Origin of the sequence: Rothia koreensis (assembly GCF_052232265.1) — a bacterium.
Lineage (GTDB): Bacteria > Actinomycetota > Actinomycetes > Actinomycetales > Micrococcaceae > Rothia > Rothia koreensis.
Genome location: NZ_CP197643.1, coordinates 181,481 through 196,284, shown reverse-complemented (window position 1 = coordinate 196,284; position 14,804 = coordinate 181,481). Strand labels below are relative to the sequence as shown.

Annotated in this window: 16 protein-coding genes; 10 read left to right on the top strand and 6 right to left on the bottom strand. The window is 65.6% G+C overall.

Going from position 1 to position 14,804, the window contains the following annotated elements; genetic code table 11:
- Positions 1 to 123 precede the first annotated feature (123 nt).
- Positions 124 to 1,365 (bottom strand): MFS transporter, encoded by a 1,242-nt coding sequence (locus tag ACTSLZ_RS00870; RefSeq protein WP_443095399.1) that lies wholly within the window; start codon positions 1,363 to 1,365, stop codon positions 124 to 126.
- Between the two features lie 55 nt (positions 1,366 to 1,420).
- Positions 1,421 to 2,113 carry a GntR family transcriptional regulator gene (locus ACTSLZ_RS00865; protein ID WP_443095398.1) on the bottom strand — a complete coding sequence of 231 codons (693 nt, stop codon included), beginning with the start codon at positions 2,111 to 2,113 and terminating at the stop codon, positions 1,421 to 1,423.
- A gap of 476 nt (positions 2,114 to 2,589) precedes the next feature.
- Here ACTSLZ_RS00865 and ACTSLZ_RS00860 point away from each other — a divergent pair, with 476 nt between their 5' ends.
- Genes ACTSLZ_RS00860 through crcB form a run of 3 tightly spaced genes read left to right on the top strand, consistent with a single transcriptional unit; the run spans position 2,590 to position 4,000 of the window.
- The gene (locus ACTSLZ_RS00860) at positions 2,590 to 3,156 is read left to right on the top strand and encodes a universal stress protein (RefSeq protein ID WP_443095397.1); all 567 of its coding nucleotides are present in this window, start codon (positions 2,590 to 2,592) and stop codon (positions 3,154 to 3,156) included.
- Positions 3,153 to 3,623: a fluoride efflux transporter FluC gene (locus ACTSLZ_RS00855; protein WP_443095396.1), complete on the top strand. Its 471-nt coding sequence runs from the start codon at positions 3,153 to 3,155 to the stop codon at positions 3,621 to 3,623. The genes ACTSLZ_RS00860 and ACTSLZ_RS00855 overlap by 4 nt, the downstream gene beginning before the upstream one ends.
- The gene (gene crcB, locus ACTSLZ_RS00850; RefSeq protein WP_443095395.1) at positions 3,620 to 4,000 is read left to right on the top strand and encodes a fluoride efflux transporter CrcB; all 381 of its coding nucleotides are present in this window, start codon (positions 3,620 to 3,622) and stop codon (positions 3,998 to 4,000) included. Before ACTSLZ_RS00855 ends, crcB begins: the two co-directional genes overlap by 4 nt.
- A gap of 549 nt (positions 4,001 to 4,549) precedes the next feature.
- On the opposite strand, the gene ACTSLZ_RS00845 is transcribed toward crcB, so the two are convergent.
- The 4 genes from ACTSLZ_RS00845 to ACTSLZ_RS00830 form a co-directional block, all read right to left on the bottom strand.
- The gene (locus ACTSLZ_RS00845; protein WP_129315573.1) at positions 4,550 to 5,470 is read right to left on the bottom strand and encodes an AEC family transporter; all 921 of its coding nucleotides are present in this window, start codon (positions 5,468 to 5,470) and stop codon (positions 4,550 to 4,552) included.
- Between the two features lie 91 nt (positions 5,471 to 5,561).
- Positions 5,562 to 6,149, bottom strand: coding sequence for a hypothetical protein (locus ACTSLZ_RS00840; RefSeq protein WP_443095394.1), 588 nt, complete (start codon positions 6,147 to 6,149; stop codon positions 5,562 to 5,564).
- An 18-nt stretch (positions 6,150 to 6,167) separates the two neighbouring features.
- Positions 6,168 to 7,976, bottom strand: coding sequence for a BCCT family transporter (locus tag ACTSLZ_RS00835; protein WP_436594859.1), 1,809 nt, complete (start codon positions 7,974 to 7,976; stop codon positions 6,168 to 6,170).
- Positions 7,977 to 8,140: 164 nt separating this feature from the next.
- Positions 8,141 to 9,115 (bottom strand): flavin reductase, encoded by a 975-nt coding sequence (locus ACTSLZ_RS00830; protein WP_443095393.1) that lies wholly within the window; start codon positions 9,113 to 9,115, stop codon positions 8,141 to 8,143.
- Positions 9,116 to 9,243: 128 nt separating this feature from the next.
- Here ACTSLZ_RS00830 and ACTSLZ_RS00825 point away from each other — a divergent pair, with 128 nt between their 5' ends.
- Genes ACTSLZ_RS00825 through ACTSLZ_RS00795 form a run of 7 tightly spaced genes read left to right on the top strand, consistent with a single transcriptional unit; the run spans position 9,244 to position 14,755 of the window.
- Entirely contained in the window at positions 9,244 to 9,984 is a 741-nt protein-coding gene (locus ACTSLZ_RS00825) for a GntR family transcriptional regulator (protein WP_443095392.1), read from the top strand.
- Positions 9,974 to 10,618: an amino acid synthesis family protein gene (locus tag ACTSLZ_RS00820; protein ID WP_443095391.1), complete on the top strand. Its 645-nt coding sequence runs from the start codon at positions 9,974 to 9,976 to the stop codon at positions 10,616 to 10,618. The genes ACTSLZ_RS00825 and ACTSLZ_RS00820 overlap by 11 nt, the downstream gene beginning before the upstream one ends.
- Positions 10,615 to 11,166 carry an amino acid synthesis family protein gene (locus ACTSLZ_RS00815; RefSeq protein ID WP_178980433.1) on the top strand — a complete coding sequence of 184 codons (552 nt, stop codon included), beginning with the start codon at positions 10,615 to 10,617 and terminating at the stop codon, positions 11,164 to 11,166. Before ACTSLZ_RS00820 ends, ACTSLZ_RS00815 begins: the two co-directional genes overlap by 4 nt.
- A 5-nt stretch (positions 11,167 to 11,171) precedes the next feature.
- On the top strand, positions 11,172 to 11,927 hold the full coding sequence (locus ACTSLZ_RS00810) for an alpha/beta fold hydrolase (protein ID WP_443095390.1): 756 nt from the start codon (positions 11,172 to 11,174) through the stop codon (positions 11,925 to 11,927).
- A complete protein-coding gene (locus ACTSLZ_RS00805) occupies positions 11,920 to 13,401 on the top strand; it encodes an aldehyde dehydrogenase (protein WP_443095389.1) in 1,482 nt (493 codons plus the stop codon). The genes ACTSLZ_RS00810 and ACTSLZ_RS00805 overlap by 8 nt, the downstream gene beginning before the upstream one ends.
- A 4-nt stretch (positions 13,402 to 13,405) precedes the next feature.
- Positions 13,406 to 13,654 (top strand): tautomerase family protein, encoded by a 249-nt coding sequence (locus ACTSLZ_RS00800; protein ID WP_129316340.1) that lies wholly within the window; start codon positions 13,406 to 13,408, stop codon positions 13,652 to 13,654.
- A 54-nt stretch (positions 13,655 to 13,708) separates the two neighbouring features.
- Positions 13,709 to 14,755 (top strand): LLM class flavin-dependent oxidoreductase, encoded by a 1,047-nt coding sequence (locus ACTSLZ_RS00795; RefSeq protein WP_443095388.1) that lies wholly within the window; start codon positions 13,709 to 13,711, stop codon positions 14,753 to 14,755.
- Positions 14,756 to 14,804: the final 49 nt, after the last annotated feature.

Genomic DNA, 14,804 nt, shown 5'->3' with positions numbered 1-14,804 from the left:
AGGCCGAGAATCGCGCTCCCAACCCAGCCCCGACGCGCAAACGGCCCATCCCAGCTGCGTCCGACGCCGTCGCCCGCGCCCAACGCCCGACGCCGCCCCGCCCGCCGGCCCCAGGCCCGGACCTCAGGCCCGCGCGGCCTCGGCGCCGTTCGCTGGACTGGCATTCGGAAGGTGTTTGCGGTAGAAACTCGCGACCAGGGCGAGGCAGAGCAGGGCCACGGCACCGCCCCCGACGAACATGACCTGGTACGTCATCCAGGAGTTCAGCACCGCGAGGGCCGCGGGGATGAAGAAGCCCAAGTAGGTCAGGGAGTAGTAGACGGCGGTCAGGCCGGCCAGATCCTTGGGGCTGGCGATGCGTTGAACCTCCTGCAACCCGGAGACCAGCAGCAGCCCGTACGAACTGCCGAGCATGGCCGCGGCCAGGACCGCGAGCCACGGATTCAGGGTGTACGAGGCCCATGCGGCGCAGACCATGGCGGGGACGGTGCAGGCCAGGGCGACGACGACGGCGCGCGCCGACCGGACGTCGTCGAACCTCTTGCCAAGTTGCTGCAAGATGAAACCGCACCCCAGTCCGACGAGGCACAACAGTCCGGAGAATCCGATGTCCAGACCCTGGGTCCGGGCGCTCACCACACCGGGCAGAACCGCGTAGGCGCTGCCCGCGCACCCGAAGACCCAGGGGGCCATGGGGACCACGACCCACAGGAACCTGCGGTGTTTCGCCGTGGGAATCCGGAGGTCGTCGACCAACCGGGCCGGCTCGGCCTGGCGACTATGAGTCTCGGGGGCCATCAGCGCGGCCGCGAGGCCGACCAGGGCCACGATCATGTGCACCACATAAGGCGTTGCCGCTTGCCAGGGGCCGAACTGTGCGAGCACAGCGGCCACCGCGGCGCCGAGGGCGAACCCTGCGGTCAAGGACATCGAGGCACGTCGGGCCCCGGCGGCGTCGTCGGCGGACGGATCATAGGGAGCCATGGAGAGCTCTTTGATCCAGGAGCCACCGACCACCATGCCCAGCCCCAAGCCAAGGCCCGAGAAGACCCGGCCGATGAACAGGACCGTGGGCGAGGCCGCACCGACGGCCAACAGTACCGAGGCGATCAGGGTGAACACGGGCCCGGGAATCATGAGGGGCCTTCTCCCCCAACGGTCCGAGAGTGGCCCGCCGACCAGAAGCGCCGGAACGATGCCCAGCACGTACGCGCCGAGGAGGACGTCGACCGCGCCGGTGCTCAGGTCGTCGAGGTCCTGGTACATCACGAGCAGTGGAGTGAACTGGTTGCCGCCCCATGCGACGGCGAAGAGGGACGTGGCGACGAGAAGCCACAGGGGGAGGCGGCGCTTCTGAGGAAGCAAGAGGGGGAGTCCTTTCGAGGGAATTGTGGTGGCTGGGGGGTCTCGGCGACCGGTCTCAGGGGAGGAGGCGGTGGTGCACCTCGTTGAGGTGGGTGCCGAGCCGTTGCTTGAAGCCGGCGGCGTCGCCCGCGGCGATGAGGTCGGCCAGCTCGCGGTGGTGGGCCAGAACGGTCTCGGCCTTTTCGCTGGATTTCCAGACGGAGCGCGCCGACATCCGGCGTTGCCGGTCCTTGAGGTTGTCGAAGAAGTCGATGAACAGCCCGTTCCCCGCGCGCAGAACGATGTGCTGGTGGAAGTCGGCGTCGATCTCGGCGAAGTCGTCATGGTTGCCTGCGTCGAGCGCCTCCGACTGGGTCCGGATCAGCTCGCGCAGCTCGTCCGCGACCTCCTGGCCGTGGCCCGACGTCGTGATGGCTTCGACCGCGTGGGACTCGACGACGATCCGCGCCTCGACCACGTCCCGCGCTTCGTTGGGGCCGGCCTGCCGGATCAGGGCACCGCGCTTGGGGTACAGCGTCATCCACCCCTCGGCCTGCAACCGCACGAACCCCTCGCGAACCGGCGTTCGGCTGACCTGGAGCTCGGCGGCGATGTCCCCTTCGCTGATCAGGGCGCCGCCTTCGAGCCTGTGGTCGAGGATGCGGGCCTTGACCTCTTGGTACACGAGGTCGCCCGCGGGGGCGGTGTGACGTTCCTGGGTGGGGGCGGAATCGGCGTCGGGGCGAGGCCTGGCGGATTTCTGGGGCACGGTCCGTTCCTTCGAGACTTCGCGTTCCTGGGGTTGAACGCAACATAGATACAAGTTGTACATTAGGCCTCTCGACTGCTGATCGCAAGGGAGGGTGGCCGAAATGGAGGACTTCCGGACGTGACGGTTTGCGCCACGGCGGATGATCTCCGCCATGGCGGGAAATGTCCGCCACGGCGCGCCGCGGCAGGAGGTGTCCGCCATGGCGGGCCGCGGCGCGTTGACTTCTCGGGGCGCCCGGAATACGTTGAACTCAGTGGACGGACACGCTCCGTCGCGGCGGTGGGGCTCGCCGTAACCCAACCTCGTTGCCCACGGGACACTCCATCCGGAGCCGGCGGACAACGACAACAGTCCCTGCCTGTGTCATGTGGCGCGCCATGAAACGGTGCGTCCGCGTCGGAAGGTAGGAGACCCATGAAACCCCGTACGCCGCGCACCCGCGCACTGACCCGGACCCCGGGTGGTGAGGCGCGATGAGCTCACACGGCGGAGTAATCGCCGTCGGCATCGACCCGCGGCAGCTCGAACCCATTCTCTCGACGGCCAGCTGGTTGGCATACTCGACCGGCTCTCGCCTCGCGTGCTGTCTCGTCGACGTCGGACGCCGGACCGTCAGGCTCAACGACGACGGAACCATCGCCTCGGAGAGCCTGGACCCGGACGAATTCGACGAGGCCGTTCAGCCCTTCCCGGACCGGATCCGTTCGAGGATCGAAGAGGTCCTGCGCGGAACCCCGGTCGAGTGGAGCGAGCATTCACTCGCGGGCGGCGCGGGGGCCGAACTCGCCCGACTCGCGGAGTCGGAAGGCGCCTCGATGATCGTGGTCGGAGCGCACGAGCCCGGCTTCCGGGGCGGCTTCCGCGAATTCCTCAATGGGTCCGTCGCCACGTATCTGAGCCACGTGCAGGAACGCCCCGTCGTCGTGGTGCCCTGGCGCGATGTCGAGGGCGACGGGGATACCGCCGACACCGGCAGCGCCGACGGCGGCGACGGCGAGGGCGAGGGCGAGAAGCCGCACGGAACGGCCGGGACGGTATGATGCGGCGTCACGACCAATCGCCCACCCCGACCACCCGTCCCGTGCACCTCCGTCCGGCCTATCTCGGTCTCGCATTTCTCGGCGGTGCCCTCGGTACCGCGATCCGATACGGGCTGACCCTCGCCTTCCCCGGCTCTGGTCAGGCCATGGGCGCGATCCTCGCGATCAACCTGGTGGGGGCGTTCTGCCTCGGCTACCTTCTGGAAGCCCTCGGACGCCGCGGAGACGACGTCGGCACCCGGTGGACGGTCCGCGTGCTCGTGGGAACCGGTGTCCTGGGTGGATTCACGACCTACAGCACGCTCGCGACGAACGTCGTCGAACTCCTCGGCTCCGGCCGAATCTGGACGGGGATCGGCTATGCCCTGCTGGCCGTGGTTGTCGGAGTCGTCGCCTCCGGCGCTGGGATTCTGGTGGCAGCCCGAACGACGACGCCGGTCCGCAACGACGAAAGGACAGCCGCGTGATCGATTGGCTCTTTCTCGGCGTCGCGCTCGCGGGAGGCGCCGGCGCGGCGGTGCGCATGCTTCTGGACGGCGTCATCAAGCAGGCCCTGGGCAACTCGATGCCGTGGGCGACCAATATCATCAACATCTCCGGCTCGTTCCTGCTCGGAGGGCTGACTGGCCTGCTCGCCGCGCACCTGGTGGCGCCGGAACTGCAGGCGGTCCTGGGCGTCGGGTTCATGGGAGGCTATACGACGTTCTCGACCGCAAGCGTGGAAACGTCCCGGCTCATGCAGGAGCGACGCTGGAACGCCGCGTGGGTCAACGCCCTCGGGCTGCTCGTGGTCTCGACCGCGGCGGCCGCGGTGGGGCTGGGGTTGGGCAGGCTTCTCGGCTAGGGAGTTCCGGGCCGGCCTGTTGGGCTGTCTGTGGGCCAACCCCCTCCCTCCCCGCGCGAGGTGGCATTCTCGTGCGGTTCTTCCTGCGAGGTGGCAGTTTTGTGCGGATTTGGGGCCCGAAAACGCTCAAGACTGCCACCTCGGGCCGCGGAACGCACGCGATTGCCACCTCGTGCGCCGAACCGCTCGAAATTGCCACCTCGAGGGGGTTCCCGACGACGTCGGCCGCCCGGACTGGCCCCGTCCGGTGGTGGTTACCGGATTGAGAGCCGTTTCCCTCCGTTAGGTGGTGCCCTAACCGCCACCTTTCGGAGGTAAATGGCCCCGATTCGGGTAACCGCCACCCAACGCGGCCGGCGTGGGCCCGGTGCCAGTCGTCTCCGACCCAAATCCACCCAACGCGGCCGGCGTGGACCCGGTGCCAATCGCGCTCGCACCCAAGTCCCCCGCCCAGCGTCGCCGGACCCGACCCGGGGCAGCCCTGGCCAGACCCAAAACAAGCCCCAGCGACCCACCCAGCCACCCCCCCCCAAAAAAAACCGAGAGCGCCTAGGCCATGATCGCTGCGATCACGAAGAGTGCCGGTATCGCGGCGATCGTCGAGAGGAGGACGATGTCCCTGGCCAGCGAGACATTCTGGTTGTAGCGCGAGGAGAAGCTGAAGAGGTTCTGCGCCGTCGGCAGGCCGGCCAGGGCCGTGGCCGCGAAGAGGTCGTGCGGGGCCAGTCCGAAGACGTAGTTGCCCAGGAGGAACGCCGCCACAGGCATGGCCACGACCTTCAGGCCCACCGAGAGGAGCGTCTCGACCTTTTGGCCCTCGACCGCGAGCGGACGGTTTCCCCGCAGCGACATGCCGAAGGCCACCAGGATCAGGGGGATCCCTGCCCCACCGACCAGGGTCAGGGGCTGGTCGATGACTTCCGGGATCGGAACCCCCAGGGCATTGACCAGAACACCGAGCACCGAAGCGATGATGATCGGGTTGCGGAAGGGTTGGCTGATCACGTCCCGAGCGGACAACCTGCCTTTGGCGACGACGTCGAAGATCGCCAGGCAGATGGGAGTGGCCAGGACCAGCTGGAACAACAGGATCGGGGCCACCTGGGATGGGTCACCGAAAATATAGGTGGCCACCGGCAGGCCCATGTTGTTCGAGTTCAGCAGGGCCGCCCCGACGGCCCCGACCGTCACCCGGCCGACCCCGCGTTTGAGAAAAACCCCGGCGATCAGCGTGTATAGGGCCGCCATGGCCACGAAGCTCAGCGCGGCGACCGGTAGCCGCGCGGAGAAGATGACGTGGAGGTCCGACGTCGCCAGGGTCGTGAACATCAGCGCCGGCAGGGCGACGAAGAACGCGAATCGATTGAGGGTCCAGCCGGCGTTCTTGCCGAGCACGCCCATGCGCTCGACCACGTACCCGATACCGACGACGATCCCGATGATGGCGAAGCCCTCGAGTACCCCGAGCATGCCCATCCTTCCGCTCGTGCTGATGTGGCGGTTTCAGCTTCTCCCGACGACGCCGTAGGCGCAAACGACGTTCATGATGAGAAACAGCCGGTCAGAGCGAGGAGACGAACCACAGGTGGCCCGCGCCGAGCAGCACACCGATCAGCGTCCCGACCGCGATCTCGGGGACGGTGTGCTTCTTCAGGTACCACCGCGACCAGCACACCGAAGCGTGGACCACCAACGAGAGGAGGACCCACCAGGGTCCGAACAGGCCCGGAATCACCATGCCGAAGATCGCGCTCATTCCGGCATGGGCGCTGGCCTTGAGCCGGAAATTGACGAGAGCGATGATCAGAATGGCCAGCAGCATCACGATGATGATGCTCTTCGTGGCCGCGGCGGCGGGCGCGATCAGCAGGATCGCGGTTCCCGCGGCGATCGAGATCAGGGATATGCCGTAGAAGACGTACCGCTGTTTCCGGTGGTAGATGAAGCGATCGCTGACCCGGCCGGTGTGTGCCATGTAGAGGGACAGGCCCCACGGGATCACGACGACGGCCACCACGCCCACCACGGCCTGCCACACCCAACCGGGACCCGTGCTGGCGGGCACCCCGATGAGCAAAACGGTCGCGAGAATGAACGGGGAGAAGATTTCTGTGCCGGTGAATGCGGCGGCTCGTCGAAGGCTGTGCACGGACCCACTCTAGGCAGATCACCCCTGGTCAGGGGAATTCAGGGACTCGATTCGCTGGTCGCGTGGCGCGCGTTGCTGGGGGATGGAGCTGGTCGGCGGATCCTCGAAGTCCATGGACAGGATGGGGGAGGGCACGCGGAGCATCCCCGTTTTCACCTCGTCGCGGGTGACGGTTCGCGTGAAGTCGAAGTCCTGGTCCGTGCGCAATGACTTGACCAGGCTGACCCCGAGCAGGGCGATCACGATGCCGAAGGGCAACGCCGAGATCATGGCCGCCTGTTGGAGGGCGTCCAGGCCGCCGACCAAGAAAAGGAAGATCGCGCTGACGCCCGTGAGCGCGCCCCACGTGGTGAGGATGGCACGACTCGGTTCGAGAGCTCCTCGGGATGTCAGCATGCTCAACACGAACGTATTGGCGTCCGCGCCCGAAACGAAGAACAAGACCACCAGGATGATCGCGATGACCGACGTGATTCCTGTGAGAGGCAGCTGGTCCAAGGTTTCGAAGAAGGCCGAATTGAGATCCTGGGTTGCCGCTCGACCGATCGATCCGGCACCTTCCATGTCGAGTTTGATGGCTGTGCCTCCGAAAATTGTGAACCAGACGAAGAACACCAGGCTGGGAATGCCGAGGACGCCGACCACGAACTCACGAATCGTGCGGCCGCGGGAGATCTTCGCGAGGAAGACGCCGACGAACGCACCCCAGCTCAGCCACCAGGCCATCATGAAGTAGGTCCAGGACTGGTACCACTGGACGTCGTCGCCGGATACCGGGGTGGTCAGGCTGACCATGAAGAAGTCGTTGAGGTACTGGCCCACGGAGCGGAAGAACAGATTGCCCAAGAACCCGGTCGGCCCGATCACGAGCACGTACAGGGCAAGGAGGATGGACAACACCGAGGTGACCTGGCTGGTGTACTTGATGCCGCGGTTCACGCCGGACAGGGCCGAGAGGGTGAACACGGTCGTGATTCCGATGATGATCACGATTTGGACGAAGAGCTCGTTGGGGATCCCCAGCACACGATTCATGCCCTCGGAGATCTGGGACGCGCCCAGTCCCAGGGAAGCCGTGGTCCCGAAGAGGGTAGCGATGACCGCCAGGATGTCCACCACGTGTCCCAGCGGACCGTCCATGGCCTTGCCGAGGACGGGCCTCAGCATCGGTGAGATCAATCCGGTGTTGCCGCGTCGATGGGTCGAATAGGCGATAGCCAGGCCGAAGATCCCGAACACGGCCCAGGCATGCGGTCCCCAGTCGAAATACGAGAATTGCATGGCTCGGACGGCTGCCTGATAGGTGCCCGGTTCGGACAAGCCGTGCGGGGGCTGCGTGAAGTGAATGATGGGTTCGGCCACGGCGTAGCTGATGAGCCCGATGCCCATGACGGCGGACAGGATCATGGCCAGCCACGACCAGGTGCTGTATTCGGGTCGGTCCTGGTCCTTGCCGAGTCTGATTCGTCCGAAACGGCTGAAGGCCAGGTACACCATGAGGAGGATGCACCCGAGGGTGACCAGGAGGTAGGTCCATCCCACGCTGCCGGCGATCCAGTTCATCGCCGCGGTCATCGAGCCACTCATGGAATCCGGCGACAGCGCGGACCAGGCGATGAAGGCAACGACGACGCCGATGGACCCCCAGAAGACGGCGCCCGGCCTGTTCCTCAGTTCGTGGGCGCGTTGTTGCGCCGAGCCCGATCCCGGCTCCGCGTCCAGGCCGCGTCCGGGCAGCTCAGGTTCTTCCCTGAGCGGTGCCGTTCGGTCGTCGCCTCCGTGCCACGTTCGTTCCGAACGTGTCGAGGTCTTCGGTTCGATAGTCATGGTGTCCCACTTCTTTGTGTGAGTCTCGGACTGGGGCGAGGGAGGAAAAGAATCCTGGGGGCGCCGCCGGTCGGCGTCGTCGTCCTGGGTGGCAACCCGAATCGACGGACGTCGCGGTGGACGGGCGAGCAGCCGGCGGCGCGCCCGGCGGAGTCGGCTGGTGGTCAGCCCAGCTTGGTCAGATCGAGGCTGTCGAAGAACTGCCCGGCCTTGTAGATCATCGGCTCGTCCTCCGAGGCGTCGGCGGAACGGACGCGACCGATGAACACGGTGTGGGTGAGCGCCTGGAAGCGCTCCTTGATTTCGACCTCGATCGAGGCCGAGGACCCGTCGAGCAACGGGGACCCGTGTTCGCCCTCATGCCACTCGAGGTCGGCAAACTTGTCCGCGGACTTCGACGCGAAGACCCCGAGAGTCTCGCGTTGGTTCCGGCTCATGATGTTGATGCCGATGTGCTGGGCCTGGAACATGGCCGGATAGGTGGAGGAAGTCTTCTGCACGCAGACCAGAACCAGGGGCGGATCCAACGACACCGAATTGTAGGAATTCACCGCGAGGCCACGGGGCTTGCCGTCCTCGTCCTTCGTAGTCACGACCGTCACCCCGGTGATGAACTGCTTGTTGAATGCTTTCAGGGCCTCGTGGCTCGGATTTCCGCTGAAGTTCTCGACCACGGATGCATCCTCGCCGTCGAAAGCCGCCGAGAGTGACTTCAGGCCCAAGTCGGCCAGGAGATTTCCGGAGTCCCAGGTGGCTTCCTCGCGGGAAATCAGGCCGTCCCGGAGATGGAGCAGGTTCGAACCGTGCGTCGTGACCTGGGTTCCCGTCGGTGGGACGTCGTGCAAGGGTTCAGTGAAGGTCCCCGTGGTGTGCCAGTAGATGGCGGCCTGGTCGCCGTCGACCAGAATCCGGTCGATGACGGTTTCCAGGTCGGGAAATGCCGCCCGAATTTCGGAGATTTCATTCTGGATTCCGTCGAGGTCCGATGACTTGCCGGAACCGGTGCTGATCCGCTCGTAATCGGCCGTGACGATCTCGCTCAAGGCGGCCACATTGCCGTCGTCCCAGGCCGCACGCCAGGCGTCGCCGACCGATGTCTTGATGTGATCTGAGGCATGAAAAGTGCTTGTCTGTTGCATGCAAGCAACCCTAAGCGTATAAATCTCGGCGCGTCAACGGCTTTTTTGATCCGCGATTTTCCGGAGTTTTTTGGTGTTCATTGACAGTATCGTGGCATGCATCATAGGTTTCATGTATGCAAGAAGACATGGATACAGTGCCTCAGTCACGCTCCGGGGACATCACCCTGCTGGAGAAGATGCGGCGCCAGATCACCAACGGCCGCTACGGACCGGGCGACCTCATCCCGGAGCTGACTTTGGCGGAGGAGTTCGGCGTCAGTCGTACGCCCATTCGGGAAGCGCTCAAGCAATTGCAGAACGAGGGGCTGGTGGAGATCAGGCCCCGCGTCGGCACTTTCGTTCGACAACCGACTCGGCGAGAAATCGTGGAGCTCTTCGAACTCAAGGAATCACTCGAGGGCCTCGCCGCCGGCCTCCTGGCGCGTCGCGGTCGAGTCCGCGAGCTGGAGACCCTCGAACGGAATCTGGTGGATTCGGACAGGGCCGCCGCGGAAGGCGACAGTCAGGCATACGCCGAATTGGTCCACGAATTCCATTGGACTCTGGTGCGCGGTGCCGACAACAGGAAGCTCTACGAAACCTATGAGCGCCTCATGAACCAGCTGGCCTACCACCGCATCGTCGTCAATACGGTGGCCCGGCCCGAGCGCCTCAAGGCTTCGGACAACGAGCATCACTCCGTCGTTGAGGCGATCAAGAGCAAGGACGCCCTGGACGCCGAATTCACCATGCGGAACCACGTGCGAGCCTCCAGCCAGGCGGCCCTGCGTCCGATCGACGAACCCCAACCGGCGCGGCCCGGATTGATCGACGACGACGCCCAGGAAAACCGACGGGCCGAAGGCGGTGAGCTCCGTGCCTGCTGAGACCATGACCGGAACATTCGGCGCCGATGTCCTCGAAAGCATTGGCCTCCGTTCCGTCACGACCGTTTGTGACGAGATCCTTTCGGAGTCCGGGACGCCGCTTGATCGTCCGCTGCGCCAAGTCGCGTCCTTCGCGGTGGTCGGGAACCCATGGGTCGGGGGAGGGGTCGAGCAGGACCTCGGGCCGGAAGCCCGAGAAGTGGCCCCCGTTCTCGGCAAAATCCTCTCCGACCAGGTGGTGTCCGCTCTGGGCGGGGTGGACGACGTCGCAACCTTCGGCAAGGCGGCACTCGTGGGAACCGAGGGGGAGCTTGAACACGCCGGCGCCCTGATCCACACGCCGTACTTCGGCAATATCGTCCGAGAGCTCTTGGAAGGGACCTCGGTCCTCTGCTTTGCGGACGGTCGGGCCATCCCCGGAACCGACGTGCGGATCCCCCTCTGGCACAAGACCCACGCGACCTCGCGAGACCACTACCAGACGATCGACGTGCATCTGCCGGACGCTCCGCGCGCGGACGAGATCTGCGTGGTCGTCGCCGCATCCGACGGCCCCCGGCTATTCCCTCGGCTCGGGGACCGGCGAACCGATGCACCCATCACTTCCGAAATTCTGAAAGGAAAACTGACGTGAACATTCGCAAGATCACGACCATCACCGAGGACATCGTGACCGAAGGCGGACGCCCCGTGGAGCCGGCGGCGCGCCTGGCCGTGGTTGCCGCCGTCATCGACAATCCCTGGGCCTCCCAAGGATTCGTGGAGGACCTGACGGAAGGCATCGACGCGGTCGCTTCCGATCTCGGAGCGACCTTGGCCCCTCGCGTCATGGAGGCGCTGGGCGCACCGTTGGAGGCCTACGGCAAGGCCGCGATCGTCGGACTGGACGGGGAGATCGAACACGGGTCCGCCCTGATCCACACGTTGAAGTTCGGAAACCACTTCCGCGATGCGGCGCAGGCGAGCACCCTGCTCCCTGCTGTGGAAAAGAGGGCCGCGAGCGGAACCGTTTTCGATATTCCGCTCAAGCACTTCACGGATGCAAGCATTCGGTCCCACCACCAGACCATTGAGGTGCGCGTCTCCGATGCCCCTCACCCGAACGAAATCGTGATCGCGTTGGCCGGGGCCGCTCAGGGGCGCCCTCAGCAGCGGCTGGCTTCGCTGAGCACTGAGAGGTGAGCCGCGTGTCCGAGGCCGCTTGCACAGCGCCCGTGGTTCTTCTGCACGGCGTCGGGCTCGACCGGACGGTGTGGTCGGACGTGGAAGAACTCCTGACCGATCGCCGAACGGTTGCCCTGGACCTTCCCGGCCACGGGAGCCGGCCCCCGCTCGCGCAGCCGGTTTCCCTGACCGACATGGCGGAAGACGTTCTCGCGCGAATGCCCACCGGCCGGGTCCATCTGGTCGGTTTCTCCTTGGGTGCGCTGATCGCCCAGACCATTGCGGCACGTCATCCCGAGCGGGTCGAGTCGTTGGCCTGCGTCAGCTCGGTCTGTTCCCGGAGCCCCGAGGAGGCCGACGCCGTTCGGGTGAGGCTTGCGGCGGCCCGCCAGGACTTCCGGGCCAGCATGCACCAGGCCCTCGACCGATGGTTTCCCGGTCGGGACGACGTGAGTCTGGAGCGACGGGACAAGACCGCCGAGGTTCTGATGGCCAACGACGTCGAATCCTATCTCCACGCCTACGCCGTGTTCGCGTCGGGAGACAGGGAGGTCCTGCCCGAACTCCCGTCGATCTCCGCGCCCACGACGGCCGTCACGGGAGAACTCGATACGGGATCCACGCCGGAGATGGTGGACCGGTTGGCCGGCTTCGTCCCCGACCTGCGCCGTCGCGTGGTTCCCGGGGTCCGCCACATGCTCCCCCTCGAAGCCCCCGGCGAGCTCGTCGCCGAACTGTACGAATTGATCACCGAATCGGAAGGAGCTCATCATGGCTGAGCGACTCGAACACTTCATCGGAGGGCAACATCGCTCGCCGTCCAATGGGGCATGGTTCCCGAGCACGAACCCCGCGACCTTGGAAACCCTGTACGAAGCGGCTCGCGGCGACCGGGCCGACGTGCGCACCGCCGTGGACGCGGCCTACCAGACCTTCCATTCACCCGAATGGTCGAGGACGACGCCGTCCGAACGGGGCCGCCTCCTCCGGAGACTGGGGGATGTGATCGGCGAGCACGCGGAGGAACTCGCCCGGTTGGAGAGCCTGGACAACGGTAAGCTGTACCGGGAAATGAAGGGACAGCTGGCGACCCTGCCCGAGTACCTCTATTACTACGGCGGTCTCGCCGACAAGGTGCAGGGCTCCCAGATCCCGACCAATTCGCCGGAGGTCCTGAACTTCACGCAGCGTGAGCCCCTGGGCGTGGTCGGGGCTATCACGCCCTGGAACTCGCCCTTGACCCTGACGGTGTCCAAGCTGGCCCCCGCCCTTGCGGCCGGCAACACCCTGGTGATCAAGCCCAGTGAGTACACCTCCAGGACGATCCTCAGGTTGGGCGAGCTGGCCGACGAAGCAGGATTCCCGGCGGGCGTGGTGAACGTGGTGACGGGGTTCGGCGCCGAGGCCGGAGACGCCCTGGTCAACGACCCGAGGCTCGCCAAGATCTCGTTCACTGGTTCCACGCGCACAGGTTCGGCCATTGCCTCTTCTGCGGCGGCCCGCTTCATCGGTTGCACGCTGGAGCTGGGCGGGAAGAGCCCCAACATCGTGTTCGAGGACGCGGACGTGTCCAACGCGGCCATGGGGGTCATTGCCGGCATCTTCGCGGCCGGCGGGCAGACCTGTATCGCGGGCAGCCGGGTGCTCGCTCACCGGAGCATCTACGACGAGCTGGTCGAGCGCGTGACCGAGCGGGCGTCGAGCATCGTCATCGGTGACCCCATGGACGACGCCACCGAACTGGGCCCCCTCGCCTTCGAGGACCAGCTCGCCAAGGTCAGCTCCTACGTCGACATCGGCAAGGAGGAGGGCGCGACCGTCCGCTACGGGGGCCGGGCTCCGGAGGTGGATCTGCCCGGGTATTTCTTCTCTCCGACGGTGCTCACCGAAGCCAACAACGACATGAGGATCTGCCGCGAGGAAATCTTCGGGCCGGTTGCCGCGATCATGCCCTTCGACACCGAGGACGAAGCGCTGCGGTTGGCCAACGACACGGAATACGGCTTGGCCGCGGGCGTGTGGACGTCGAATCTTCAGCGGGCCATGCGCATGTCGCAGCGGCTCGACGCCGGAACCGTGTGGCTCAACACCTACCGTGCCATGTCGCCCATGTCCCCGAGGGAAGGGTTCAAGCAGTCCGGCGTCGGCGTCGAGCACGGCCTGGAGTCCATGAACGAATACACCCGGTTGAAGAGCATCTGGATCAACACCGACGAGGGCCCGGTCGCGGACCCGTTCGTGATGAGGAGTTGATCCCGTGCCCCTGATCGACATTTCCATCGCCGAAGGGCGCAGCGCAGAACAAGTGCGGGCGCTGATGGCCGGGGTGCACCAGGTGGCGGAGTCCACGGTGGACGCCGCACCGGAAAACATCACCGTCATCGTTCGCGAAGTGCCGCGCGAGCAGTGGTCCAGAAACAACCAGACCATCCGCGAAAGGGAAAGCGCGACGGAAGACGCCGCGATCCCCAACACCCCAGCGGATGCGCACGACGCAGAGAACTGATCAAGGAACGAAAACAGGGACGTTTTCGGACACGACATCTACGAGGAGCGCAGTATGCGATTTTCACTGTTCATTCACATGGAGCGCTGGGACGAGTCGCTCAGCCACGAGGAGCACTGGCAGAACCTGGTCGAGCTCGTCCGCATCGCGGAGGAGGGCGGATTCGAGACCGTGTGGATCGGAGAACACCACTCGACCGAATACACCGTCTCTCCCAGCCCCATGCCGCAGTTGGCCTATCTCGCGGCCAAGACGTCGACGATTCGACTGGGCGCGGGAACGATTGTCGCCCCCTTCTGGACCCCGATTCGTGCCGCGGGCGAGACGGCTCTCCTGGACGTCATCAGCGGCGGGCGCGCCGAAATCGGTATCGCCCGGGGAGCGTACCAATTCGAGTTCGACCGGTTGGCCGGCGGAATGGCCGGTGAGGAAGGTGCCCGGTACCTTCGGGAACTCGTTCCCGCCATTCGCGCATTGTGGCAGGGCGACTACGCCCACGACGGCGAGCTGTGGCAGTTCCCGGTCTCCACGAGCGTGCCCAAGCCCGTGCAACAACCCACCCCGCCCGTATGGGTTGCGGCCAGGAGCCCGGAGACCCACGACTTCGCGGTTGCCAACGGGTGCAATGTGCAGGTCACGCCCCTGATGAAGGGCGACGAGGAGGTCAAAAACCTCAAGGACAAATTCGACGCCGCGGTCGCGAACCATCCCGAGGTCGAGAAGAAGCCGGAAATCATGGTGCTCAAGCACACCTACGTCCACTCTCCCGAGGAACCGGAGGGGTGGCGTCCCGCGGCAGAGGCGATCAACCGGTTCTACCGCACCTTCTCTGCCTGGGCCTTCGGGAAGAAGGAACCGGTCAACGGTTTCCTGGAGCCGATGCCGGAGGAGAACTTCGCCGAGCGGCCCGAATTCGCACCGGAATCCCTGCACCGGACCGCGATGATCGGGACGCCGGATGAGGTCACCGAGCGCATCCGGAACTACGAGGACATGGGCTACGACGAATACAGCTTCTGGACGGACAACTCGATGTCCCACGAGGACAAGAAGCGCTCGCTCCAGAGGTTCGTCGACGACGTCATCCCGAACTTCCGGTAACCCGTCGACACCCAGAAGAAAAGGCGGAGCCCCCTGGGACCGATGTGTC

Excerpts from the sequence above, each read along its gene's own strand:
- ACTSLZ_RS00860 (WP_443095397.1), top strand. The coding sequence starts at position 2,590 with ATGAGCTCACACGGCGGAGTAATCGCCGTCGGCATCGACCCGCGGCAG.
- ACTSLZ_RS00855 (WP_443095396.1), top strand. The coding sequence starts at position 3,153 with ATGATGCGGCGTCACGACCAATCGCCCACCCCGACCACCCGTCCCGTG.
- ACTSLZ_RS00845 (WP_129315573.1), bottom strand. The coding sequence starts at position 5,470 with ATGCTCGGGGTACTCGAGGGCTTCGCCATCATCGGGATCGTCGTCGGT.
- ACTSLZ_RS00835 (WP_436594859.1), bottom strand. The coding sequence starts at position 7,976 with ATGACTATCGAACCGAAGACCTCGACACGTTCGGAACGAACGTGGCAC.
- ACTSLZ_RS00830 (WP_443095393.1), bottom strand. The coding sequence starts at position 9,115 with ATGCAACAGACAAGCACTTTTCATGCCTCAGATCACATCAAGACATCG.
- ACTSLZ_RS00825 (WP_443095392.1), top strand. The coding sequence starts at position 9,244 with ATGGATACAGTGCCTCAGTCACGCTCCGGGGACATCACCCTGCTGGAG.
- ACTSLZ_RS00805 (WP_443095389.1), top strand. The coding sequence starts at position 11,920 with ATGGCTGAGCGACTCGAACACTTCATCGGAGGGCAACATCGCTCGCCG.
- ACTSLZ_RS00795 (WP_443095388.1), top strand. The coding sequence starts at position 13,709 with ATGCGATTTTCACTGTTCATTCACATGGAGCGCTGGGACGAGTCGCTC.